The 23,629-nt window shown below is 43.6% G+C and carries 16 protein-coding genes; 14 read left to right on the top strand and 2 right to left on the bottom strand.

Going from position 1 to position 23,629, the window contains the following annotated elements; all coding sequences use genetic code 11:
- Positions 1–42: 42 nt before the first annotated feature.
- Genes A2W93_05085 through A2W93_05075 form a run of 3 tightly spaced genes read left to right on the top strand, consistent with a single transcriptional unit; the run spans position 43 to position 2,389 of the window.
- Complete coding sequence (locus tag A2W93_05085) at positions 43–1,152, top strand: hypothetical protein (protein OFY56327.1); 1,110 nt, start codon at positions 43–45, stop codon at positions 1,150–1,152.
- On the top strand, positions 1,143–1,748 hold the full coding sequence (locus tag A2W93_05080; GenBank protein ID OFY56251.1) for an RNA polymerase subunit sigma-24: 606 nt from the start codon (positions 1,143–1,145) through the stop codon (positions 1,746–1,748). The genes A2W93_05085 and A2W93_05080 overlap by 10 nt, the downstream gene beginning before the upstream one ends.
- Complete coding sequence (locus tag A2W93_05075) at positions 1,748–2,389, top strand: hypothetical protein (protein ID OFY56250.1); 642 nt, start codon at positions 1,748–1,750, stop codon at positions 2,387–2,389. Before A2W93_05080 ends, A2W93_05075 begins: the two co-directional genes overlap by 1 nt.
- Positions 2,390–2,434: 45 nt before the next feature.
- Here A2W93_05075 and A2W93_05070 read toward each other — a convergent pair whose 3' ends face one another.
- Positions 2,435–2,842 (bottom strand): hypothetical protein, encoded by a 408-nt coding sequence (locus tag A2W93_05070; protein ID OFY56249.1) that lies wholly within the window; start codon positions 2,840–2,842, stop codon positions 2,435–2,437.
- Between the two features lie 213 nt (positions 2,843–3,055).
- Here A2W93_05070 and A2W93_05065 point away from each other — a divergent pair, with 213 nt between their 5' ends.
- Together A2W93_05065 and A2W93_05060 are read left to right on the top strand one after the other, a co-directional pair.
- Entirely contained in the window at positions 3,056–4,711 is a 1,656-nt protein-coding gene (locus tag A2W93_05065) for a DNA repair protein RecN (protein ID OFY56248.1), read from the top strand.
- Positions 4,712–4,730: 19 nt separating this feature from the next.
- On the top strand, positions 4,731–5,345 hold the full coding sequence (locus A2W93_05060; GenBank protein OFY56247.1) for a hypothetical protein: 615 nt from the start codon (positions 4,731–4,733) through the stop codon (positions 5,343–5,345).
- Between the two features lie 90 nt (positions 5,346–5,435).
- On the opposite strand, the gene A2W93_05055 is transcribed toward A2W93_05060, so the two are convergent.
- The gene (locus A2W93_05055) at positions 5,436–7,043 is read right to left on the bottom strand and encodes a hypothetical protein (protein ID OFY56246.1); all 1,608 of its coding nucleotides are present in this window, start codon (positions 7,041–7,043) and stop codon (positions 5,436–5,438) included.
- A gap of 251 nt (positions 7,044–7,294) precedes the next feature.
- Here A2W93_05055 and A2W93_05050 point away from each other — a divergent pair, with 251 nt between their 5' ends.
- The 9 genes from A2W93_05050 to A2W93_05010 all read left to right on the top strand — a co-directional run bounded on the left by A2W93_05050 (position 7,295) and on the right by A2W93_05010 (position 23,513).
- A complete protein-coding gene (locus tag A2W93_05050) occupies positions 7,295–8,296 on the top strand; it encodes a hypothetical protein (protein ID OFY56245.1) in 1,002 nt (333 codons plus the stop codon).
- Between the two features lie 152 nt (positions 8,297–8,448).
- Positions 8,449–11,112 carry a hypothetical protein gene (locus A2W93_05045; GenBank protein ID OFY56244.1) on the top strand — a complete coding sequence of 888 codons (2,664 nt, stop codon included), beginning with the start codon at positions 8,449–8,451 and terminating at the stop codon, positions 11,110–11,112.
- Positions 11,113–11,231: 119 nt separating this feature from the next.
- Complete coding sequence (locus A2W93_05040) at positions 11,232–11,648, top strand: hypothetical protein (protein ID OFY56243.1); 417 nt, start codon at positions 11,232–11,234, stop codon at positions 11,646–11,648.
- 46 nt (positions 11,649–11,694) lie between these two features.
- Positions 11,695–12,903, top strand: coding sequence for a hypothetical protein (locus tag A2W93_05035; protein OFY56326.1), 1,209 nt, complete (start codon positions 11,695–11,697; stop codon positions 12,901–12,903).
- A gap of 74 nt (positions 12,904–12,977) precedes the next feature.
- Positions 12,978–14,441: a malate dehydrogenase gene (locus A2W93_05030; GenBank protein ID OFY56242.1), complete on the top strand. Its 1,464-nt coding sequence runs from the start codon at positions 12,978–12,980 to the stop codon at positions 14,439–14,441.
- On the top strand, positions 14,438–15,019 hold the full coding sequence (locus A2W93_05025) for a Holliday junction DNA helicase RuvA (protein ID OFY56241.1): 582 nt from the start codon (positions 14,438–14,440) through the stop codon (positions 15,017–15,019). Before A2W93_05030 ends, A2W93_05025 begins: the two co-directional genes overlap by 4 nt.
- A gap of 19 nt (positions 15,020–15,038) precedes the next feature.
- Entirely contained in the window at positions 15,039–22,250 is a 7,212-nt protein-coding gene (locus A2W93_05020) for a cell surface protein SprA (GenBank protein OFY56240.1), read from the top strand.
- A 67-nt stretch (positions 22,251–22,317) separates the two neighbouring features.
- Positions 22,318–22,698 (top strand): glycine cleavage system protein H, encoded by a 381-nt coding sequence (locus A2W93_05015; GenBank protein ID OFY56325.1) that lies wholly within the window; start codon positions 22,318–22,320, stop codon positions 22,696–22,698.
- 131 nt (positions 22,699–22,829) lie between these two features.
- Positions 22,830–23,513, top strand: a complete 684-nt coding sequence (locus A2W93_05010; protein ID OFY56239.1) for a hypothetical protein — start codon at positions 22,830–22,832, stop codon at positions 23,511–23,513.
- Positions 23,514–23,629 lie beyond the last annotated feature (116 nt).

Genomic DNA, 23,629 nt, shown 5'->3' with positions numbered 1-23,629 from the left:
TCAATGCTTTACGATTTTGAATTTAATCAGCATCCTGTGTGGATGATCGTTGTGGGAGGAGCTCTGGTTCTATCCCTGCTGGTTTTTTTAATTTACTATTGGATATTTTTTCGCCGTTTTGCTTTTTACAAGCCATCACGCAAAGTAACCGATGATAAGAAACTGCCTCCGGTTTCCATAGTCATTGCTGCAAAAAACGAGTATCTGAATATCCGCGAAAACCTGCCATTTCTGCTGAATCAGGATTATCCCGATTTCGAAATACTTGTGGTAGATGATCATTCACAAGATGACACCTGGGATCTGCTTTGTGCTTTTAAAATTCACAATCCGAATTTAAGAACCATTCGCCTGACTGACTCTGTCGTTGTTTGCGCTGGCAAAAAATTCCCGCTTTCTGTTGGAATCAAGGAAGCCAATAATTCCCTGTTGCTCCTTACCGATGCTGACTGCCGTCCAACTGGTCCATACTGGATTAGAAAAATGGTTGAACAACATAATTCCGGAATAGAAATCGTGGCCGGCTATGGAAAATATTATCGAAGCAAGACATTGTTGAATTTGCTGATCCGCTTCGACACCATGCGTATTGCACTGCAATATTTCTCAGCAGCACTTTCCCATTTCCCATATATGGGTGTCGGCCGCAATCTTTCATATAAAAAAGAGCTTTTCATCAACAGCAACGGGTTCACCAATCATTACGATCTGAGCTCTGGCGACGATGATCTGTTTATTGCAGAGCATGCGAAACGAAACAACACCGCCATCTGTATTGATTCCGATTCCTATACATGGTCGGAGCCCAAACACGGCTTTTCAGCCTGGTGGCATCAGAAAAGAAGACATCTGACAACTGGCAACCGGTATCGTTTTAAACATAAGGTTTATCTTGGATTATATCAGCTGAATCTGTTACTCTTTCCCGCTCTTGCGGCAGTATTACTGGCAGTTCAATATCAGATTCTCGCGGTTGCTTCTATTGTTCTTTTGAAGTGGATAACTCAATGGATAATTTTTTCAGGAGCAACAAAAAAACTGAAAGAAAAAAAATTATTATTAATTTCGCCTGTTCTTGAAACAATAATGGCGGCACTGAATGCGCTAATATACTTATCGAACATCATCAGAAAACCCGGCACATGGAAGTGAGTCCGAATTTTACCGAAAAAGCAAAACGGGACTATGAACTCGTATTACGCGCGTTGAATTCGGGTGACCAGAAGGCCTATACGGAACTGATGAAAAATTATCGCGAGGCCATTTATTTCATGATGCTTAAGATGACCAATGACTCAACCGATGCCGACGATCTCACCATTGAAGCATTCGGAAAGGCATTTCGTAATCTCCCGCAATACACACCTGATTTTGCTTTCAGTACCTGGCTTTTCAAAATCGCATCCAACAACTGCATTGACTTTATCCGCAAGAAACGGCTGGTTATGACGTCCATCGATCAGGGCGTAAACAACGAAGACGGAAGCATGGCTCAAAATATTCCCTGCGAACATCCAGATCCGGAGGAAGCCATCATCAAAAAACAAAAACACATGGCCCTGCGCGAAGTGGTTGAAAAGCTCAAACCGCATTACCGCAAGCTTGTTGAATTACGATATTACAAAGAATACAGCTACGAAGAAATTGCGGAAGAATTAAATCTTCCTTTAGGCACCGTTAAAGCACAGCTGTTTCGCGCACGTGACCTTCTGTGTCAGATATTATCCAAAGATCAGGAAGCAATTTAATGGCAATACAATTACACACTTTTGTTTTCAACGGTTTTGGCGTAAACAACTACATTCTCGAAGCCGGGAATGGCGATTGTATTATTGTTGATGCCGCTTGCTCCAACGATTCCGAAAAATCACAGCTGAAGAATTTTTTCGCTGACGGAAAGCGTAAGCCGGTTATGCTAATCAACACGCATACACATATCGATCATGTGCTGGGCTGCGCATTTGTTCAGAAAGAATTCGATATTCCATGGCTGATGCACAGTGAGGCTCTGTCTACGCTGCGTGAAGCTCCTGTGTTTGCTTCGCTTTTCGGCATAAACAACATGGAAATGTCGAACCCTGATCAATTTCTCGAAGACGGACAGGAACTGACATTTGACAAAAACACAATAAAAATTCTTTTCACTCCCGGCCACGCGCCCGGATCCATCTGCCTGTATATTCCTGCTGAACGGATGGTTATCACCGGCGATGTGCTTTTCAACGGCAGCATCGGCCGCACCGATCTCACCGGAGGCAACTTCGATGTGCTTATGGAATCCATTCATACAAAGCTGCTCACCCTGCCCGACGACACCATCGTGTATCCCGGTCACGGCCCAGCCACCACCATTGGTGACGAGCGCACAGGTAATGCGTATTTGGGCTGATTTGATTGTTTGCTTTAAACAAAACAATTACCTGAATCATATTTATCAATCCACATAGAAATAACTTTTTATTTCAGCAACTCTGCCTTCGCTGAAATAAATCTGCCTAAGTCTGTAATGGGTGCTCGACGGACTTTCACTATATTGAAATCCAACATAATCATTTTTTTCAGGGAAATACTTGTTGTTCCTATAGGGAAGCCACTTGATTATAGGCACACCTAGAATATCACCCACCTCATCCTCTGTCATACCAATCCTAATCGAATTGAATTTTTTATGAGAATATTCCGGCGAGTATTTTGTGTCTGCTCCCCGCATAACACCTAACAACTCACCTTCAATCCCATCCAGACAAACCCGGTTGAAATGACAAGTCAGATATATTATAATCACATTTAATAAAAAAATTATCACTATCCATTTTCTTTTCATTGCAATTGATTTTTTCAATTACTCATATTTCACTGCCAGAAAATATAGTTCTGATGAGTGCATTTGTCAAAAACGAAAGAAAAATTATTTTAGTATTCTCTCAATAAAACCATGAGCAACCATTTCGTTCTACCGTATCCTTAACCTCAACCTTTACCTTAACCTCTACCTCGATCTTGAACTCGACCTTTCACAACAGAAATATTTGTATTTTTGTTTCAACTCTTTCAAATGCTTCAATCCATTCACATACAGAACTACGCACTGATACGTCAGCTTGATGTTGATTTCGCATCGGGGTTCACGGTCATTACCGGAGAAACCGGCGCCGGAAAATCCATTCTGCTTGGAGCCATTGGATTGCTTGTGGGTCATAGGGCCGATCATGGCGTATTGCTGAATGAGCAGCAGAAATGCATTATTGAAGGACATTTCGTTCTTGAAACAAATGCGTTTAAAAAATTCTTTTCGGAAAACGAAATTGATTTTGACGGTGAACTCATCATCCGCCGTGAAATAAGCCCGGGAGGGAAGTCTCGAGCATTTGTAAATGACACACCCGTGCAACTTACAGTGCTGAAAGACCTCGGCGATCAGATCATGAATATTCATTCGCAACACGAAACATTACTGATTTCCGGTAATCGTTTTCAGATGCAAACACTCGATTCGTATTGCGGAAATAGCGCGCTGTTGGCCGAATACGGAGATTATTTCAAAAAATACATTGATTGTCAGCACCGCATAAGTGAGTTGACAGAATTGATAGAACGCCGTCTGTCAGACGCTGATTATTTTGGTTTTCTTTTTAAAGAGTTGGATCAGGCTTCGCTTTCTGCAGAAGAACTGGCATCGCTGGAACAGGAACAGAAAATGCTGATGAACGCCGAAAAAATTGGCGAGGGTGTTTTTGGTTCTTTACAGATTTTATCAGAGAGCGATGATAACGTACAAACCGCATTGCGCCGTGTTGAGCAACATTTGCAGAATGCATCGCAATATTTACCCGAGCTGAGTGAATTGGCTGGGCGCATCAATCAATCACTGATCGAGATTTCAGATATTTCCGACACACTGAATCGCATGAGCGGCAAAGCTGAAATCAATCCGGCGAGACTCGAAAAAGTAAACGAACGTCTGGATGAATACAGCCGGTTGATGCATAAACACAAGGTTTCGGAAATAAAACAATTGCTTTTAATCAAAGACGAAATCGACGCAAAGCTCGAAGACAATTCCAACCTTGAGCAAAAACTGGAAGCTGAGCAAAAAATTCTTGACGGGCTTGACAAACAGCTTCTGCAAATTTCAACTGAACTCGATAAAAAGCGAAGATCGGCTGCACCAGCGTTCCGCGATGCCATACTTGAAATTCTGAACAACCTGGGTATGCCCAATGCCTTATTTGAAGCGGCTCTTGAAAATACTGACACCTACAAGTCCGATGGCACAAACAGCATCCGGTTCATGTTCACCGCCAATAAAGGAGAAAAATTGCAGGATCTCGGCAACGTGGTTTCAGGCGGAGAAATGTCGCGCGTGATGCTGGCCGTCAAATCGATGACTGCACAACGCAATATGCTTCCAACCATCATCTTTGACGAGATTGACAGTGGTGTATCGGGCTTGATTGCAGCAAAGATGGGCAACATTTTGAAAAAGCTTTCAGAGAATCATCAGGTAATTGCCATTACGCATCTGCCACAGATTGCGGCACGCGGCGAAGATCACATTCATGTTGAAAAAAATGATGCCGGCGAAAAAATGCAGACCGTGCTGCGCCAGCTTGACTCAGACGCTAGAGTAGAAGTAATTGCCCGCATGATCTCCGATGAAAAAATGAGTGACTCTGCGCTGGAAATGGCGCGGCAACTGCTTTTCAATTAACAAATCAAAACACATTTATATGCCGTCAAAAAATTACTTTCTGGATAGGGAAAATAAAGAAACGCTTGGATTAAGCTGGAAAGCCGGATTTCGCACAGTGACCGTATCATTCAACGGTGTTCTGCTGTCAACAATGAACCGCGAAGAAGTCTCGGCAGGAAAAGCCGTTGAACTTCCAGACGGACGCAACGTTGATATAAAACTTGAAGGAGGATTTTATGCATCACTCACTGCGAAAATAAATGGCCGACACATTCCCGGCACACAAGGCGATCCAAAATATCAGCTAAAACAGGTGTTCTACCTGACGATTGTGCTTGGCATTCTGAACATCATTATCGGATCGATATTTTCAATTTCAAATATTCAAATCGACGGACTTGAAAGCATCGGATACATCAATGTTGCCATCGGCCTTGTATATATTGCCCTCGGATATGCTGTTATGCAAGGCAGCATGATTGCATTGATTCTGATAACACTGATTCTGTTTGGCGATCTCATTCTGGCAGCTATGTATTCGGCTCAATCGGGTATGACAGCGGGAATAATTATGAAAGTGTTTTTCGTGATTTTTGTCGTTCGCGGATTCAAATACATGAAAGAATTCAGAGCGGAGAAAAACGAGCTTTAGGGTGTATGTGCAAAGTTGAAACTTTGCACAGCTAAAACGACAAAGGGCTGCAAACAATTGCAGCCCTTTGTCGTTGTGGTTTTCCGGAGATTAGTAAACGATGATGTTTTGTTCTTTCGGAAATTTCACGGAGTATTTGATGGTGAGTTTTTTCGTTTCACCCGGCTTCAGTTTTAGATTCCATGTGACTTTTCCGGTGTTTTCGTCAACGGTGCCTCCGCTGAATTCTATCTTCTCGATTTCAATTTCCTTATTGGTAGTAATCGGGAACTGATCATCAATCACAATATCAATTTCCTTGCTTTTATTGTTGCGTACTGTGATCTCCCAGCCTTTGGTGACTTTTCGCGATGTACCAATAAATTTATCGCTGGTGTAATCTTTGACCATTTCACGTTTAATCGAAATTGATTTGTCGCGACCGAGCGAAACCTCGAGTGTATCGAGCGCTGTGAGCGGATTTACATAAGACTTGCCTACATAGGTTTCCTGAAAAAACACATTGGATTCACCAGGTAAAAGATTGTATTTTTCCCAGCCAGTTACACGGGCAAGCAGAAATGCATCGTTGTCGAGTTTCGGTGCCGAATAGTATTGATACAACGCTGCCAGTTCGTATTCCTTCACCTGCACTATGCGCGCCTTTCCGCTTGTTTCAACACTATACGGAAGATCGATAACATATTCAAAATTGATTGGATATTCTGTCACGCTTGTGTAGGCAACTGCACTCTCAAAATTTTTCTCCTCATCATAGGCTCCACCAGCTTCGGCCTTGCTATCAACAGCTGACATCGGCACTGCAGATCTGCTTCCTCTGAAATCTTCCTTAACAACATAATTGTTATAGTAAAGGTACCACGGACTCATGACCGGTTTATCGTTGCTCTGATTCGGATTGGCAGTTGATAATGTGAGCTTCACCTTTTCCCAGTTTTCGCCAGTGCTCTGGTAAATTCCGGCTTTGAAAGTGAGCTTGATCGGATTGCCAAAATCGGTGGCGCGGATATCATACATGGGCGCCCAACCTGCATTCTGCACATTGTAGCGGGTAACAAAAGTTGCATTTCCGGCCGTATTGGCTATAACACGCACAACAATTTCGCCCGACGGTTGATTTTGTTTTGCATTGAGTTCATTGAGTTGCAGCTGTATGCGCGAAATTTCTCTATTAAGTTTTGCAAGCTTGATTCCAATTTCAAGTTGTTTGATTTTAATATCGGTCAGACGAACACGATAGAAGTCAGCATTGGCCTTCAATGCAGCGATATCGACACCATTGTCGTTTCCGCCAATTTCTTTATTGGCCAGAATCATGGCTTCTTCGCTGCTATAAACGGTGAGCATCGCATTCTGATAATTGATCTGTCCACGCAGCAATTCAAGCGAGTCTTCGAGAACCAGAACATTTTTTGGTTTAATCTGCGATTTCAGATAATTGATTCTGTTTTCAACAGAAAGCACGGTGATATTTCCTTTCCCAGATACCTGAATCGTATTCGGGTTTATGGTTATTGGCAAATCCTGAATGACAACATCGTAATTTCCGGCATTCAGATAAATAGTTCCGGTGCGCTCGACCTGAGCACCGCTCAGAAACACAGTAACATTGCTTATGTTGGTTGTCAGAACTTTTTCGTCATCGGCAAAAACTGAAATGGCCGACAACAGCATCGTAAAAAGCAAAACGGTTTTCATGGGCTTATAGTTTAAAAATTAAAAAAGTGCGCTTGTCAAATATCCTGCCATCGGCTGGCAAAATTTTCATAAAGCAAGGAGATGCTTGGCAATGAAAAATTCACAAATCAGCGGATCTATTATTTTTGGAAGCACCGTTCCCCCGATTATTAATAAATCACTTTGACACAAATATAGAAAAATTGCAAATCACTAAATAAAAATATCTGACGAGTTGAACTTTATTTTATTTTTGTTGCAATTGTTTTACTATGAAAAAAATTGCACTGGTTGTTCTCATCATCGTTACTGTTCTAAATACTTATTCACAGAGCGACACATCAAAGCCTGACCCCGGGAAGTTCTTTGCCGATATTCATACATTTTTTGTTTATGACGTGAATGAGAACACTACTCCGCATACTGGCTTTGGTATTAACACTGCGATAATCGGTTACAAAAAATCCCTTTCGCAAAAAGTAAATGCAACCATCATCTATGATGTTACCCGAACCACAAACTTCACTTTTCCAGACACTATCGGAATCTCATCATACTTTGAAGGCAGCAAGTACACCGCATTTCTCAAGATGGCCGAAATTGACTGGAAAGTAAAACCCTGGGCTGAATTGTGTTTCGGGCAACTTTTAAATGAACAGTATCTAACCGTGCAGGACAAACACTGGGGATTGCGCTATGTAAACACAACCATGCAGGAATACTTCCGCTTTGGAAACCCGGCTGACTTCGGAGCCAGAATAAAATTCTTCCCCACTAAAACTTTGATGCTAAGCGCCACTGTCGTGAATGGGGAAGGTCCTTTCCGATATCAGGACAATGAGTCGTTGTTTCAGTATTGCTTCAATGCCGAGTACAGGCCAAAAGAGCATTTGATTTTCAAAGTTTACGCAGACTATCAGCCTCATTCACAGTCAGGCACGCTTGATCGCAGCGCTTTCAGCATTTTTTCCGGATACAAAAAAGGGAAATGGATGGCCGGAGCCGAATATAATCTCGTGAAAAACAATTCATATAATGTCAGTACAGATCTGAACGGCTTCAGCCTGTTTTCCTCCTTTAAGACAGGCGAGAAAACAGCTGTTTTCGCACGCGCAGATTATCTTCTGGAATACGGAAATGTTGAAAACGAAATATATTTTATGGCTGGAGCAGAGTACAGGCCGGTACCCGCACTGGGACTGGCTGTATCAATAAAGCGCAACACCTGGCTCAACACTTTTATGCCCGGTCTGAATGCCGGCATCCGATTATGAGAAAAAAGTATAATTCCTGTTTAGAAAACCCTTGAAGAGTTCGGAACTCTTCGAAGGTTAATTGAACAGTTAACTGTTATGAAAAAATTTTATCTTCAGTCATGCAACATTTTTTTTAAAAATCGCTCTTATTCTGTAAAACAAACAGGGTGATGAAACAAATTATACTAACGGGCTTAGCAATAATCGTTGCCATTGCGGCTTCAGCACAAACAATTCGAATTCCCGTGCAGGGAGAAGAAACAAAAATGAAAATTGAGTCAAACAAGGGTTTGTCTTTTACTGCAGCACTCAATATCAGTGAATTTTCATTAACAAAAGTTGAAACTTCTGCAGGAAATTTCACGGTTGTAGATTTTCCCAAGTTCACCAAACGTTTCGATGACGGACGCCCGGGTATTCCGGTTTTCAGCCAGCTGATTGAAGTGCCAACCAGCGGTCCGGCAAAAATCAGCAATATTTTATTTGATGTCGCAGAATTCGATCTCGACGATCTTGGATTTAGCGACAAGGTAATTCCGGCTCAGCCATCGTGGTCGAAAAGCGCGGATCCGTCAGAAATAGTGTTTCTTTACGATCAGGCATTTTATGGCATTGATGCATACTCGAACAACCCGCTCATCCGCATTGTTGAAGGAGGTGAGATGCGTGGGGTGAATATGGGGACCATTGAAATTGACCCAGTATCCTATAATCCGGTCAGTAATAAAATCGAAATAAAATACAACATCCGCTTCACGGTTAGTTTTGACGCAGCCGGATATTCTGAGTATAACCAAAGAAAAGCCAACTTTTTCAGTCCGGCTCATGATGGCTTTTATAAAGAACTGGCCAATTATACTGAACCGGCAACAAAGGATTTAATCACAACTTATCCGATAAAATTTGTCATTGTTGCTGATCGCATGTTCGAAACGGCCTTGCAGCCATTCATTCAATGGAAAACTGAAAAAGGATTTCATGTTGTAGAGGCTTATACCGATCAGGCCGCGGTTGGTACAACAACAACTACCATCAAAAATTATTTACAGGGATTATACACTGCCGGTACGCCAACCGATCCGGCTCCTACCTATGTTTTGCTTGTCGGAGATGTTGCTCAGATACCTGCATTCAACGGAGCTTCGATGAACGCTCATGTCACAGATTTGTATTACGCATGTTATGGCGGCGCCTCAGACAATATTCCTGACATTTACTACGGCCGTTTTTCAGCACAGACTGTAGCGCAGCTTACACCGCAGATAAACAAAACACTGATGTACGAAAAGTTTACCATGCCTTCTGCTGACTATATGGACACGGTGCTTATGATTGCAGGAGTTGATGGTTCCTATGCCCCGACCTACGGAAACGGACAAATTAGTTATGGAACAGACAATTATTTCAATGCGGCTCATGGCATTTATTCTCACACCTATTTGTATCCGGCCAGCGATGGGGGCACAGTTCCTTCCGAAATAATTTCCATCATTGGTGATGGCGTCGGATACGGCAATTATACAGCGCATTGCGGATCATCCGGATGGTCTGACCCTGCATTTTCAACTACCGGAATTGCCAGTCTGAACAATGCCAACAAATATGGACTTCTTGTTGGGAACTGCTGCCAGAGCGTAAAATTCGAAGACAGCAATTGTTTTGGGGAAGCCCTTCTGAGAGCTGTAAACGAAGGAGCCGTTGGATACATTGGCGCATCGGACTACAGCTATTGGGATGGAGACTATTGGTGGGGCATCGGCAACACATCAAGTATTACCGCTAATCCCACCTATGCAGGATCAGGGCTAGGCGCTTATGATAAAGTTTTTCACGACAATGGTGAAGCAACAACCGACTGGTTCATTACAAACGGGCAAATGGTTGTTGGAGGTAATATTGCCGTACAGGCCTCGACTTACAGTACAACATTCAAAAAATACTACTGGGAAGAATATCACCTTTTGGGCGACCCATCTGTTATGAATTATTTCTCCAAACCGGATCCGCTCACCATTACCTATAACAACCCGGCTCAGATTGGAAATACTTCGCTGGTAGTTAGCACCGAACAATACACCTATGTCGCCATTTCCCTCAATGGAGTTTTGCTTGATGCGCAATACACCGGCACAAACACGTCTGTCACACTGACTTTCCCGGCATTTACTTCAGTGGATACAGCGCTTGTAGTGGCTACCAAGCAGAATAAAATTCCGCACATTGGCAATCTTCCGATAAGTGATTTCGCCAGCACGCTTGATGCTCAATTATTCAGCATTATCACTCCCGGTGGCTCTTATGCGGGTAATGACATTCCGGAAACTCCGGAAGTAGTCATTAAAAATAATGGAACGATCAATCTAACTCAGGTCAATGTTAATTACAGGCTAAATACCGGCACACTGCAAACGACGGCTTGGACCGGAAATCTGGCGACCGGACAAAGCGACACTGTTGTACTTAATGTCATTATCATTTCAAATTCGAACAATACTTTTCTTGCATATACTTCTGAACCCAACAACTCAACAGATATAAATACAGCAAATGACACCGCATCTGTCAATTTCAGTGCCTCCATTACTGCACTTGAGGAAGTTGACAAACTAACAGCCCTTTTCCCGAATCCAGCTCAGAACGTCATAACTGTAACGAGTGCCGAAAAGATTCAGCGGGTTGAAATTCTTGACACCAAGGGTTCAATTGTATTCAGCGAAATTTATAACGATAATGTTTTGAACATAAGTGTTGCTGCGCTTTCCGAAGGACTATACTACATCAGGGTAACCACAAAAAATGGTACGGATATAACTTCGCTTGCCATCGACAAATAAACACTACAACTGCAAAGAAAAAGCTCTGATTTACTCAGGGCTTTTTTTATGATTTTTCAGGTATAGTTTGTGATTACCCAAATGCCCAAAAAGTCGTAACTTTGCAAAAAATAAAAACTATGCGTTTGTTGGTTTTTGTTCTGATAACAATATCCACCTTTACTTTTGCCCATGCACAGGGAAGAGTGACCATCCTCGGCGATAAAGGCGTAGAGACGCTCGTAGCCAAGCATATTGCATTTAATGAAAATGTAAAAGGCTTCCCGGGTTACAGAATCCAGATATATTTTGAATCCGGAAACTACTCGAAAAACAAGGCTTTTGGCGAAAAAGGAAAATTCATGTCGCGCTTTCCCGAAGTATCGGCCTATGTTGTTTTTCAGGAGCCTTATTATAAAGTCAGAGTGGGCAATTTCAGAAATAAGCTCGAGGCAGAAGCATTCAAGCAACGCATAAAAGAGCAGTGGCCCGAAGCATATATTATTAAAGACGATATTGAGCTTCCCGGCATTTTCCCTCCAAAGGAAATTGACTAAAGCAGTTTTATCAAAAACCGCTACAGAAGCGACACACGAATCCATCATGAATTTTCCGGAACTCGACATTAAGGATTACGATTACCATTTACCTGAAGAAAATATTGCGCAATTTCCTCCGGAACAACGAGGCGGTTCAAAGATTTTACTGGCACACCGGAAGCCATTTTCTGTGAGCGACTTTAATGAACTGAAGAATTTCATTCCAAACAATTCGCTGCTCATTTTCAACGAAACAAAAGTGATTCCGGCAAGGCTTGTATTTAGCAAAACAACCGGGGCACGCATTGAAATATTTTTGCTTCAACCCGATGGAGATGCCGATTATCAGCTAACGCTGGCCTCAAAGCACACCTGTCAGTGGACTGTATTGATCGGAAATGCTGCAAAATGGAAGAATGGAAACCTCCGCATTGATTTTCCACTCCCCGACGGAACCAATTCGATATTGACAGCTTCAAGAATAGCCGCCGACACGGTGTCGTTCGAATGGAACAACGATTTAATATTTGCTGAAATACTTGATTTGCTGGCACGCGTTCCGCTCCCACCCTACATTCACAGAGATACGGTGGACGAAGACCGTGATCGGTATCAGACAGTTTTTGCCCGCAACGAAGGATCTGTAGCGGCGCCCACTGCAGGGCTGCACTTTACCGAAAGCCAGTTGCAGGACCTTGACAGGAGTGGAATCACGCAGGTGGCATTAACACTACATGTCGGGCTTGGCACATTCAGACCGGTAAAAGGAAATATTGCAGATCATGAAATGCATACAGAACCTTTGTTTATTTCGAGGCAACAATTGAAAATCCTTGCCGAAAATGCGGGCAAACCCTGGGTCGTGGTTGGTACTACAACTCTTCGGGCGCTTGAAAGCATGTATATTTTTGCAGAAAAAAACAAGTCCGGTATTAGCGCTACTCATTCAACATTTACAATTCATCAGTGGGATAAATGGCATGCTGAAAATTCACTTTCGCGCAGTGAGGCATTTAATAATCTGCATCAAATGGCGGAAAAAAAAGGGTCCGGACTAAGTGGAAACACGTCACTCTTCATTACCAAAGGCAGGCCTGTACGAACCGCCGACTATCTGATTACCAATTTCCATCAGCCCAAAAGCACCTTACTGATGCTGGTCGATGCATTTTCGTCAGAAAACTGGCAGGAAGCCTATGATTTTGCGAAAACAAATCAATTGCGGTTTCTGAGCTATGGCGACGCCTGCCTGTTTAAAAACAAAATTCTGTAAGTCAGACTGTTAATAATTTACTGCCATTAAATCAGTTTTGATTACTTTTGTTCCTTTAAATAATAAGATAAACGATGGATCCGTCCACACTAAAGTTGGAAAAACTGGACCGGCTAATGCCTGCTGATTTCACACCCGGCCAATTGGCTGAAGCTCAAACTATTTTTCTTAAAAAACTTTCAGAACTGGCACACCATCACTATGGTGGTAAAATTCAGACTGTGCCGAAAGCCCCTGTTCCCGGTTTCAACTGGTTCAACGTCTGGTACACGCCTGGTGTTTCTTCTGTTTCAACCGGAATCCGCGACAACAATGATTTGTCGTTCGATCTTTCAAACCGCGGAAACCTGGTTGCTGTTATCAGCGACAGCACCCGCGTTCTGGGCGACGGTGATGTCACTCCTTCAGGTGGACTTGGTGTAATGGAAGGCAAGGCTTACCTTATGAAATATCTGGGGGGCGTTGATGGCGTTGCTCTTTGCATCGACAGTAAAGGCAAAGATGGTAAAAACGATCCTGACAAAATTATTGAATTCGTAAAAATGGTTCAACACAGCTTTGGAGCTGTGAATCTCGAAGATATAAGCCAGCCGAATTGCTTCAAAGTGCTTGATGTTCTGCGCGAGGAATGCGAAATTCCTGTGTGGCACGACGACGCACAAGGCACTGCCAGTGTAACGCTGGCCGGAGTGATAAACGCCCTGAAACTTGCCGGTAAAAAAATGAGCGAAGCAAAATTCGTTCTTTTCGGCGCTGGCGCTTCAAACACAACCATTGCCCGCTTGCTGATTACCGATGGAGCTGATCCGAAAAAAATCATCATTTTCGACAGTAAAGGCTCATTGAATAAGAACCGCAAAGATATTGAAGCGGACACACGTTTTTACCGCAAATGGGAATTATGTTGCAGCACCAATCCGGATTGTACCGGCACCATGGAAGAAGCCATGAACGGCGCTGATGTGCTGATATCGCTTTCAACCCCGGGGCCAGACACCATCAGAAAAGACTGGATCAAACTGATGGCGCCGAAGTCGGTCGTTTTCGTATGCGCCAATCCGGTTCCTGAAATATATCCCTATGCAGCCAAAGAAGCAGGCGCGTTCATTGTTGCCACCGGCCGTGGTGATTTCCCAAATCAGGTGAACAATTCGATTGGTTTTCCGGGCATTCTGAAAGGAGCCTTGATGGTCAGGGCCCGCAAGATAACCGACAACATGGCCATTGCAGCAGCACATTCACTGGCCGGTTACGCCGAAAAACGCGGAATAAATCCCGAAAACATTGTCCCTACCATGGACGAAGCCGATGTTTTTCCGTTCGAAGCAGCCGATGTGGCCATGCAGGCCATCAAGGACGGCGTTGCAAGAAATACACTTTCGCGTGAAAAAGCCTACGAATGGGCAAAGCGTGATATAGACTATTCAAGAAACCTCGTAAAATCAATGTCTGATGGAGGATTTTTACCCGACCCTCCTTCGGAAATTATTGAACAAGCCCTTCAATTCGCAATCAATAAGGTTAAAAGCACGTTATGATTCATTTCCTCCATGGCAAAGTTGCTGAAATAAATCCTGCCTTCGTTGTGGTTGAATGCAACGGAGTCGGTTATTTTGTCAGCATTTCGCTCAATACTTACGAAAAAATTCAGAGCCAGGAAACGGTAAAACTTCTGACTCATCACATATTCAGAGAAGATGGCCAGTTTCTATTTGGCTTTCATTCCGAAGAAGAACGCGTTATTTTCAGACTCTTGATTGGCGTTTCTGGTGTTGGAGCCAATACTGCGCGTGTTATTCTGTCGGCTATGAATCCTTCGGGAGTTGTTGAAGCTGTTAGCAACAACAATGTGGCGCTGCTTCAAAAAGTGAAAGGGATTGGCCAAAAAACAGCCGAAAGAATTATTGTGGATTTGCGAGGCAAATTTGAGAAGGGGAGCTATGTTTCAGAAAATGTTTCGCCGCAACACAATACAATCCGGCAAGAAGCGTTATCTGCATTGGCTCAACTCGGCTTTGCCCGGCAGGCTGCCGAAAAAGCTGTTGATCACGCATTGAAGTCCGGCGAACTGACTACTGTTGAAGATGTTATTCGCTTGGCATTGAAATATTTGTAGAACAAACAAGAAGGATTAGGTGAAAGGTCTTGTATATTTCCCTGTTGTTACAACGATTGCTCTGGTTGCAGTGCAGATGTTTTCGCCTGCCCCGCAAAAACGAGAAACCGTTTTCAAACCCCAGCAAGTAATGACTATGCCTGCGGATACCGACTCTCTGGTCTATCCGTTCTACGACGATCCGTACTACTCTACCGAAGACAAAGATCATCCGCTTTTTCTGAGTGATCCGAAAAACATTAGTGATACGGTAGAATTTGATCCCGAAACCGGAGAATATATATTCAAAAGACAGATTGGCGATATTGATTACAGACCATCGTATCGAATGACTCAGGATGAGTATTTTCAATATGATTTCGACAAGGCAATTAAGGATTATTGGAGCGAACGATCGATGGCATCGGGCAAAAGAAATGGCGCCGGTGGAATTTCATTCAACATTCCAGGCATGGGGGGCGAAGGAATTTTTGGTTCAAACACCATTGATATCCGCCCATCAGGAACGGCTGAACTTATTTTTGGGGTTAATGCCAACCGCCGCGACGATCCGGCCCTTAATGTGAAACAACGACGCACCGCCAATTTTGACTTTCAGGAAAAAATACAGATGAACGTGCAGGCCAAGATCGGCGACAAAGTTGATTTTGGGGTGAAATATAACACTGAATCTTCGTTTGAGTTTGAAAATAAAATGAAGCTTCAGTACGAAGGCAAGGAAGACGAAATCATCAAAAGTATCGAAGCCGGAGATGTCACTTTGCCGTTAAATACTACACTCATCAACGGAAGTCAGAGTTTGTTCGGCATCAAGTCGAAGCTTCAATTCGGCAAGGTGACCGTTACTTCGGTTGTATCACAGCAAAAAAGTCAGACTTCAAACATCACTGTTTCCGGCGGCGCTCAAACAAGTGAATTCGAGCTCTACTGCGATGAGTACGAAGAAAAGAAGCACTTCCTTGTTGCGCATTATTTCAAAGACAATTATAACAAGTGGCTGGAAAATCTCCCCATAGTCGGTTCTCCCATTAATATCACCAAAATGGAGGTCTGGGTAACCAACATCGGAGCTGCCACTCAGGAGAACCGCAACATCGTCGCTTTGATGGATCTTGGTGAAAAAACTCCCTACAATCCCGTCATCCCGACTTATGTAACTCCGGAAGCGGTTTTTCCAGACAACGAATCAAACGGACTTTTCGATATAGTCAACATCAACCAGATCCGTGACATCAACAGCGTGAATTCATATATGAATGGTACCGGACTTGTTGCTGGAACCGACTATGAAAAAATTGAAAACGCGCGTCTGCTCTCACCTACCGAATACACATACAATTCAAAGCTTGGTTTCATCTCGCTGAATTCCACCCTGAATGATGATCAGGTCCTTGCCGTAGCTTTTCAATACACCATTCTCGGCTACGACAGTGTTTTTCAGGTCGGCGAATTTTCCAACGGAGGTATTGCAGCTCCCGGCTGTCTGGTGGTGAAACTATTGAAGGGAACAGCTCAGAACACCAAAGTTCCGCTCTGGGGACTGATGATGAAAAACGTATATTCCATCGGCGGCTATCAAGTCAATCCGGATGATTTTCGCCTTGATGTGCTTTATAAAAGCGATGCCCTCGGCATTCCCGCTGGCTATTTCACCGAAGGTGATCTGCAGGGTATTCCGCTGATACGCGTCATGAATATGGATAACCTGAATGCCAACAGCGATCCTGAACCTGACGGGTTTTTTGACTTTATTGACAATGCTGCTACCAATGGCGGAACAATCAATTCGAAAAACGGACGAGTGTTTTTCCCGCTGCTGGAGCCATTCGGCAAAGATCTCCGTGTCCTTTTAGGAGACCAGGCATTAGCCGATAAATATTGCTACGACTCGTTATACACCATGACAAAAACCGGCGCCAGACAGTTCCCCAATAAGAACCGCTTTACCATTGCCGGAGAATTCAAATCGTCGGTCGGAAATGAGATTTCGCTCAATGCCATGAATATTCCGCAAGGAAGTGTTAAAGTGACTGCCGGTGGCATTTTGCTGGCCGAAAACGTTGATTACACGGTCGATTACACACTTGGACGTTTGAAAATCATTAACGAAGGTATTCTCAACAGCGGTGCTCCCATCAATATCAGTCTTGAAAGCAACTCCCTGTTCTCTATTCAGACCAAAACATTTCTCGGTACCCACATCGATTATGATGTAAACAAAAACTTCCTGGTCGGTGCCACCATTATGAATCTTACTGAAAGACCTTATACCTATAAAGTGAATATTGGTGAAGAGCCAATTTCCAACACCATGTGGGGTCTTAATCTTTCTTATCAGACCGAGTCACGGCTTATCACCAAGTTGGTTGACTTCCTGCCCATGATTGAAACCAAAGCTCCGTCACGTGTGACAATTGATGCCGAAGTAGCCAATCTGATTCCGGGGCACGCCCGGGCAATCGGAAAAACAGGAACAGCCTACATCGACGATTTTGAGGGCAGTAAATCATCGATCGACATAAAGAATATCGGCACATGGTTTCATGCTTCCATTCCGCAGGGACAAGCGTCATTCTTTCCTGAAGCCACCAATGACACTTCGCTTATCAGTGGTTTCAACCGGGCCCGGCTTGCGTGGTATGTCATAGATCCACTATTCTTCCGCGACAACAACCTTACTCCCGATCACATCGCCAATGATCCGGCTATGCTTTCGAATCACTACATGCGCGAAGTGCTCGAGACCGAGGTTTTCCCGAAAAAAGAAAACGTAAACAACATCGTCACCAACATTGCGGTGCTTGATATGGCCTATTATCCAGGGGAAAAAGGTCCATACAACTTCGATGTCAACCCAACTACTGTTTCTGCCGGTATCGATGCCGACGGAAATCTGGCCGATCCTTCGACACGATGGGCAGGCATGATGCGCAAAATAGAAACACCGGACTTTGAGGAAACCAATGTCGAATACATTGAATTCTGGATGATGGATCCTTTCATCTACAATCCGGCTCACACTGGCGGTAAAGTGATTTTCAACCTGGGCGATATTTCCGAGGATCTTCTCCGCGATCACCGTAAAAGTTACGAAAATGGTCTGCCTACATCCAGTGTTATTGAAAACGTCGATACAACCCAATGGGGTCGCGTGCCTTTGATGCAAGCGCTGGTCAATTCTTTCGATAATGACCCCACATCGCGTCAGTATCAGGATATCGGACTCGACGGATTATCGGATGCTGATGAAACCTCGTTTTATGCCACTGCATATCTGAACGCGATTGAAACTATTTTTGGCACATCCTCTCAGGCATACACCAAAGCAATCGACGACCCTTCAAACGACAATTTCCATTATTTCCGTGGCACGGATTACGATGCTGATGAACTTGATATTCTTGAAAGATATAAACGATACAACGGAGTTGAAGGTAACAGCCCAACCAGCGACCAGTCACCCGAAGACTACCCGACATCATCGACCACCCTGCCCAACGTAGAGGACATTAACCGCGACAACACACTCAACGAATCGGAAAGATATTTTCAATATGTAATTGACATGCAGCCATCTAAAATGGTGGTAGGTCAGAACTATATTACCGATGTTTTCAATGCTTCTGCCAACCTGAATGACGGGACTACCGCTTCAGTAAAATGGTACCAGTTTAAAATTCCGGTAAAAGATCCGGACCTGGTGGTTGGCGACATTTACGACTTTAAATCGATCCGATTTATCCGCATCCTGATGCGCGAATTTTCCGAACCCATAGTTTTGCGTTTTGCAACCATGGAGCTTGCCCGCAGCCAGTGGCGAAAATATGAAAACGCCCTGCTCTACCCGGGTGAATACATTCCCGGCGACGATCAGAACGGAACTTCGTTTGATATTTCTGCAGTCAACATCGAAGAAAACGGCAGCCGCACGCCCATTCCTTATGTGCTTCCGCCAAGTATTGAGCGCGAAGTTGGCTGGGGCTCAAACACCATGTATGAAATGAACGAGCAGGCCCTTGTTCTTAAAGCCTGCAACCTGACAGACGGAGATGCGCGCGCGGTGTACAAAACCTGCGAATTTGATATTCGTCAGTACAAAAAAATGAAGATGTTCATTCACTCTGAACTTTCTCAGCCAGAAGCATATACGCTGAATGACGGTGACCTCTCTGTTTTTATCCGTTTAGGTACCGACTTTACAGATAATTTCTACGAATACGAAGTTCCGCTTCATCCAACCGACCTTAATATCAGTGCGCAGGATCCGGATATCAATCACCTGGTCTGGGCCGATTCGCTCGATTTCAATCTCGACAGCCTTGTTGAACTGAAGAAAGCACGGAATGTGGCCATGCGCCAGGATAACTCAGGCGTGACCCTTCTTACTCCGTTTTACAAGTTTGATGGATTGAACAAAATTACCATCGTCGGTATTCCAAATCTCAGCGACGTCAGGACAATCATGATTGGCATACGCAATCCAAAGCGCAGCCCGACTAATCTTTCAGATGATGGTCAGTCTAAATGTGCCGAAATCTGGGTAAATGAATTACGACTAACCGACTTTGACGAAGATGGCGGATGGGCAGCTACCACAAGGGTTACCGCCGATCTGGCCGACATTGGAAACGTTGCCGTTGTTGGAAATATGTCAACCGCCGGATTCGGAAGTATTGAGAAAAAAGTGTCGGAGCGCCAGAAAGAAAACATAATGTCGTATGATCTGGCCACCAATATAGAGCTTGGAAAATTCCTGCCTGAAAAATCCGGAATGAAAATTCCGATGCACTTCGATTTGAGTGAAACCTTCAGTAATCCGCAGTACAACCCATTGAATCCGGATTTGCTGCTTTCTGAAGACCTTGACACCTACAATGATCCGGTAGAAAGAGATTCTATAATGCAATTGGTGCAGAGTTACACGCGACGCAAAAGTCTGAACTTTGTCAATGTACGGAAAGAAAAAACGGGAACAAGCACCAAAAACAGAATTTACGATCTTTCAAACTTTGACCTCACATACGCATACAACGAAATTTTTATGCGGAATATTGATGTGGAATATAATCTGACAAAAACATACCGTGGTGCGCTGGGATACAATTATTCCTCAAATCCGAAAAATTATATCCCGTTTAAAAAAGTGAAGATTTTGAATAAAAAAGCGCTCAGGTTTTTCGGCGATTTCAATTTTTATCTGATGCCAAAATCGCTTTCGTTCCGCACCGATCTTGACCGGGGATATGAGGAAAATCTACTGCGCAATAAATCGGATGCACTCATTCTGATTGAGCCCACTTATCTCAAAACTTTCTCGTGGAACCGTACCTATTCGCTCAAATACGATCTGACCAAAAGTATTAAAATTGATTTTATTGCCAATGCCAATGCCCGTATTGATGAACCACCGGGAAGCATCGACAAGGCCGACAGCGACTACCAGGCAAAAATGGATTCCATCTGGCAGAACGTGAAATCGATGGGTCGCATTACCAATTACAATCAGTCGCTGAAAGTAAACTATGCGTTGCCGATCAATAAACTCCCCATGCTTGACTGGATCAGCTCTTCTCTGCAATATGGCGGCGATTATAAATGGACCGCTGCTGCGCTTTACAAAGATTCGCTGGGCGAATACGCCGATAGCCCATACGGAAACACCATTGAAAATAATCGTTCAATCTCTGCCAATATCAACGGCAATCTGGTGAATCTGTACAATAAAATCCCCTATCTGAAAAAACTCAATCAGACTTCGACTAAACCCAGACAAAATATAAATGCCAGAGTTGAAGCCATGGTCAATGATTCTGCCGGCACCAGCGATAAGGATACCATTTCATTATTTAAAAAAGTTGCAGATAATTTCCTGAAACTGCTGATGATGACTAAAAACGTGTCGCTTTCCTACACGCTGGCCGAAGGCACCTATCTCCCGGGTTACCGTGGAGGCATGGACCTTTTAGGAATGGATCTCAAAAATCAGGCTCCGGGCTGGGGATTTGTTTTTGGAGATCAGCGCGATATCAGGCCATCGCTGGTTCAGAGCAACCTCCTGTCGAAAGACTCACTCTTCAACAACGCATTTGCCAAAAGGAAAAACGAAAACCTGAATGCTAGAGTTTCGCTGGAGCCAATGAAAAACATGAAGATTGAAATCACCGCTATGCGGAATTTCACTGAAAACCACAGCGAGTATTTCAAATATAATGAAGCCACTGATGCCTTCAGATCCTACTCCGGAATTGATAATGGAAGTTTCAGTTTATCAATAGTTACCTGGAGTACTGCATTTATACAAGACTATGATGATTATTCAAATAAAACGTTTGAGTATTTCAAATCCATCAGACCCGACATTGCTGCTCAGGTAGCTCAGGCAAGCACGGTTTGGGATGGAACCTATTTTACAGACTCCATTACCGGTCAGATTTTCCCCAGCGGATATGGCCCCACTTCACAAGAGGTGCTGATTCCGGCATTTCTTGCTGCCTATACCGGAAATAATCCAAAAAAATATATCAGCTCTAAATTTCCGCGTATTCCTTTGCCCAACTGGCGCCTGACTTACAATGGCCTGACTGAAATACCCTGGGTGAAGAAAAGATTCAAAAACGCCACCATTTCTCATGCTTACCGCTGCACCTATAATATTGGCGGATACACCTCCAATGTACTGTTCTCAGATTCAGATGCAGACGGATACACTATAGTGAAAGACGCACTGGGCAACTATTTGCCAAAGTATGAAATTGCTCAGGTAAGTATTACAGAACAGTTCAGCCCACTGTTGAACATTGATCTGACCTGGAAAAACAGTCTGATCAGCAAGGTTGAGTACAAAAAATCGCGGAATCTGGCTGTAAGTTTTGCCAATAATCAAATGACGGAGGTCATTTCCGGCGAAATTACTGTTGGACTTGGCTACAGGTTCAAGGATGTGCGATTCGAGATTTCAGGTAAGGATTTCAAGAGCGACCTGAGTCTGAAAGCCGATTTCTCGATTCGAAACAACAAAACCGTGCTCCGCAAAATTGTTGAAAATGTTGATCAGATCAGTGCCGGACAGAAAGTCGTTTCCATCAACCTTTCAGCAGAATACATGCTGAGTCAGAAATTTACCATCCGCGCATTCTTCGACAAGGTTATAAACAACCCCTATATTTCGTCGCAGTTCCTCAACAGCAACACCAATGCAGGAATCAGCCTCCGCTTCTCGCTGGCACAATAAAATTTCTGTCTGACATTGCCGGATTTAAAAAAATAATGTAATTTTGGGCATTAAAATCAAATTCGCAATGAATATTCCTGAAAATTTACTCTACACCAAAAGTCATGAATGGGTTCGCGTTGAAGGCGAAACTGCATTTATCGGCGTTAGTGATTTCGCTCAATCAGAACTGGGTGATGTCGTTTTTGTAGAAGTTGAAACTGTTGGCGAAACCCTCGATCGCGAAGAAGCGCTTGGAACCATTGAGGCCGTGAAAACCGTAACCGATGTTTACATGCCAGTCGGCGGCGAAGTTCTCGAATTCAACGAAAAAGTGAAAGAAACTCCCGACCTGATCAATAAAGATCCTTACGGCGAAGGCTGGATCGTGAAAATCAAAATTTCTGACCCCGCTCAGCTGAACGACCTTATGAATGCAGCCAGCTATACTGCTCACACAGGTCATTAATACCATCAGAATTTAAGCAAAAAACCCCATTTCGGGCCATAAACTTATCTCTATTGGCCTTTTTCTGAAATAGTGTTTGTGGATTTTTTGTTTTAATTCATCTTTGCTCAGAATCATTAAAATTATTTACCATGGATATCAAGAAAAACCCGAAATACGACCTTGAAAGATTCAAGGGCCTTTTCCTCGAAGCAGGTTTAGTTATTGCGCTGGGTTTAATGCTGATGGCGTTTGAATGGAAAAAATACGACGACAACTCATCTGGCTTTGACCAAATGCAGGTTGTTGATATTCCTGAAGAAATGGTCGAAATCACCCGTCAGGAAGAACCAGAACCTCCTCAACCAGAGCCTCAGACTACGCTTCTCGAAATCGTTGACGATGATGTAGAAGTGCAGGACGATCTCGATATTAATGCCGAAGATGACCAGGATACTGAAGTCGGTGACTTTGTTGCTCCGGTTGATGATGGCGAAGATGTTCAGGTTGTAGAAGCTGAAATTTTCACCATTGTTGAAGAACAGCCTGGCTTCCCGGGAGGTGAATCATCACTGATGGATTATCTGCGCAACAATATTAAATATCCGCAGTTGGCACGTGAAAGCAATATTCAGGGAACTGTGTTTGTGACTTTCGTTGTAGAACCCAATGGCGCAATTTCAAATGTGAAAATTCTTCGCGGTATTGGTGGTGGTTGCGATGAAGAAGCCACTCGCGTTGTAAAAAACATGCCCTCATGGACTCCTGGCAAGCAGCGTGGAAAACCTGTTCGCGTACAGTTTAACCTGCCTATCCGATTCATTCTTGCAGGTTAGATTTAAAATAACTTATTGAAGAAACCGGCCTTTGCCGGTTTTTTTATTGCCTTTTACTTTCCAGAACAGCAACTACACTGATGGCTCATTGCAAAACGGGCTCGGCATCCATAACT

It is taken from the genome of Bacteroidetes bacterium GWF2_43_63 (assembly GCA_001769275.1).
GTDB lineage: Bacteria > Bacteroidota > Bacteroidia > Bacteroidales > DTU049 > GWF2-43-63.
Note: the sequence above shows the minus strand (reverse complement) of the source record. Positions and strands in the feature narration are given on the sequence as shown.

Coding starts and splice junctions, on each gene's coding strand:
- A2W93_05085 (OFY56327.1), top strand. CDS start 43: ATGATCGTTGTGGGAGGAGCTCTGGTTCTATCCCTGCTGGTTTTTTTA.
- A2W93_05080 (OFY56251.1), top strand. CDS start 1,143: ATGGAAGTGAGTCCGAATTTTACCGAAAAAGCAAAACGGGACTATGAA.
- A2W93_05075 (OFY56250.1), top strand. CDS start 1,748: ATGGCAATACAATTACACACTTTTGTTTTCAACGGTTTTGGCGTAAAC.
- A2W93_05065 (OFY56248.1), top strand. CDS start 3,056: ATGCTTCAATCCATTCACATACAGAACTACGCACTGATACGTCAGCTT.
- A2W93_05060 (OFY56247.1), top strand. CDS start 4,731: ATGCCGTCAAAAAATTACTTTCTGGATAGGGAAAATAAAGAAACGCTT.
- A2W93_05055 (OFY56246.1), bottom strand. CDS start 7,043: ATGAAAACCGTTTTGCTTTTTACGATGCTGTTGTCGGCCATTTCAGTT.
- A2W93_05050 (OFY56245.1), top strand. CDS start 7,295: ATGAAAAAAATTGCACTGGTTGTTCTCATCATCGTTACTGTTCTAAAT.
- A2W93_05045 (OFY56244.1), top strand. CDS start 8,449: ATGAAACAAATTATACTAACGGGCTTAGCAATAATCGTTGCCATTGCG.
- A2W93_05040 (OFY56243.1), top strand. CDS start 11,232: ATGCGTTTGTTGGTTTTTGTTCTGATAACAATATCCACCTTTACTTTT.
- A2W93_05035 (OFY56326.1), top strand. CDS start 11,695: ATGAATTTTCCGGAACTCGACATTAAGGATTACGATTACCATTTACCT.
- A2W93_05030 (OFY56242.1), top strand. CDS start 12,978: ATGGATCCGTCCACACTAAAGTTGGAAAAACTGGACCGGCTAATGCCT.
- A2W93_05025 (OFY56241.1), top strand. CDS start 14,438: ATGATTCATTTCCTCCATGGCAAAGTTGCTGAAATAAATCCTGCCTTC.
- A2W93_05015 (OFY56325.1), top strand. CDS start 22,318: ATGAATATTCCTGAAAATTTACTCTACACCAAAAGTCATGAATGGGTT.
- A2W93_05010 (OFY56239.1), top strand. CDS start 22,830: ATGGATATCAAGAAAAACCCGAAATACGACCTTGAAAGATTCAAGGGC.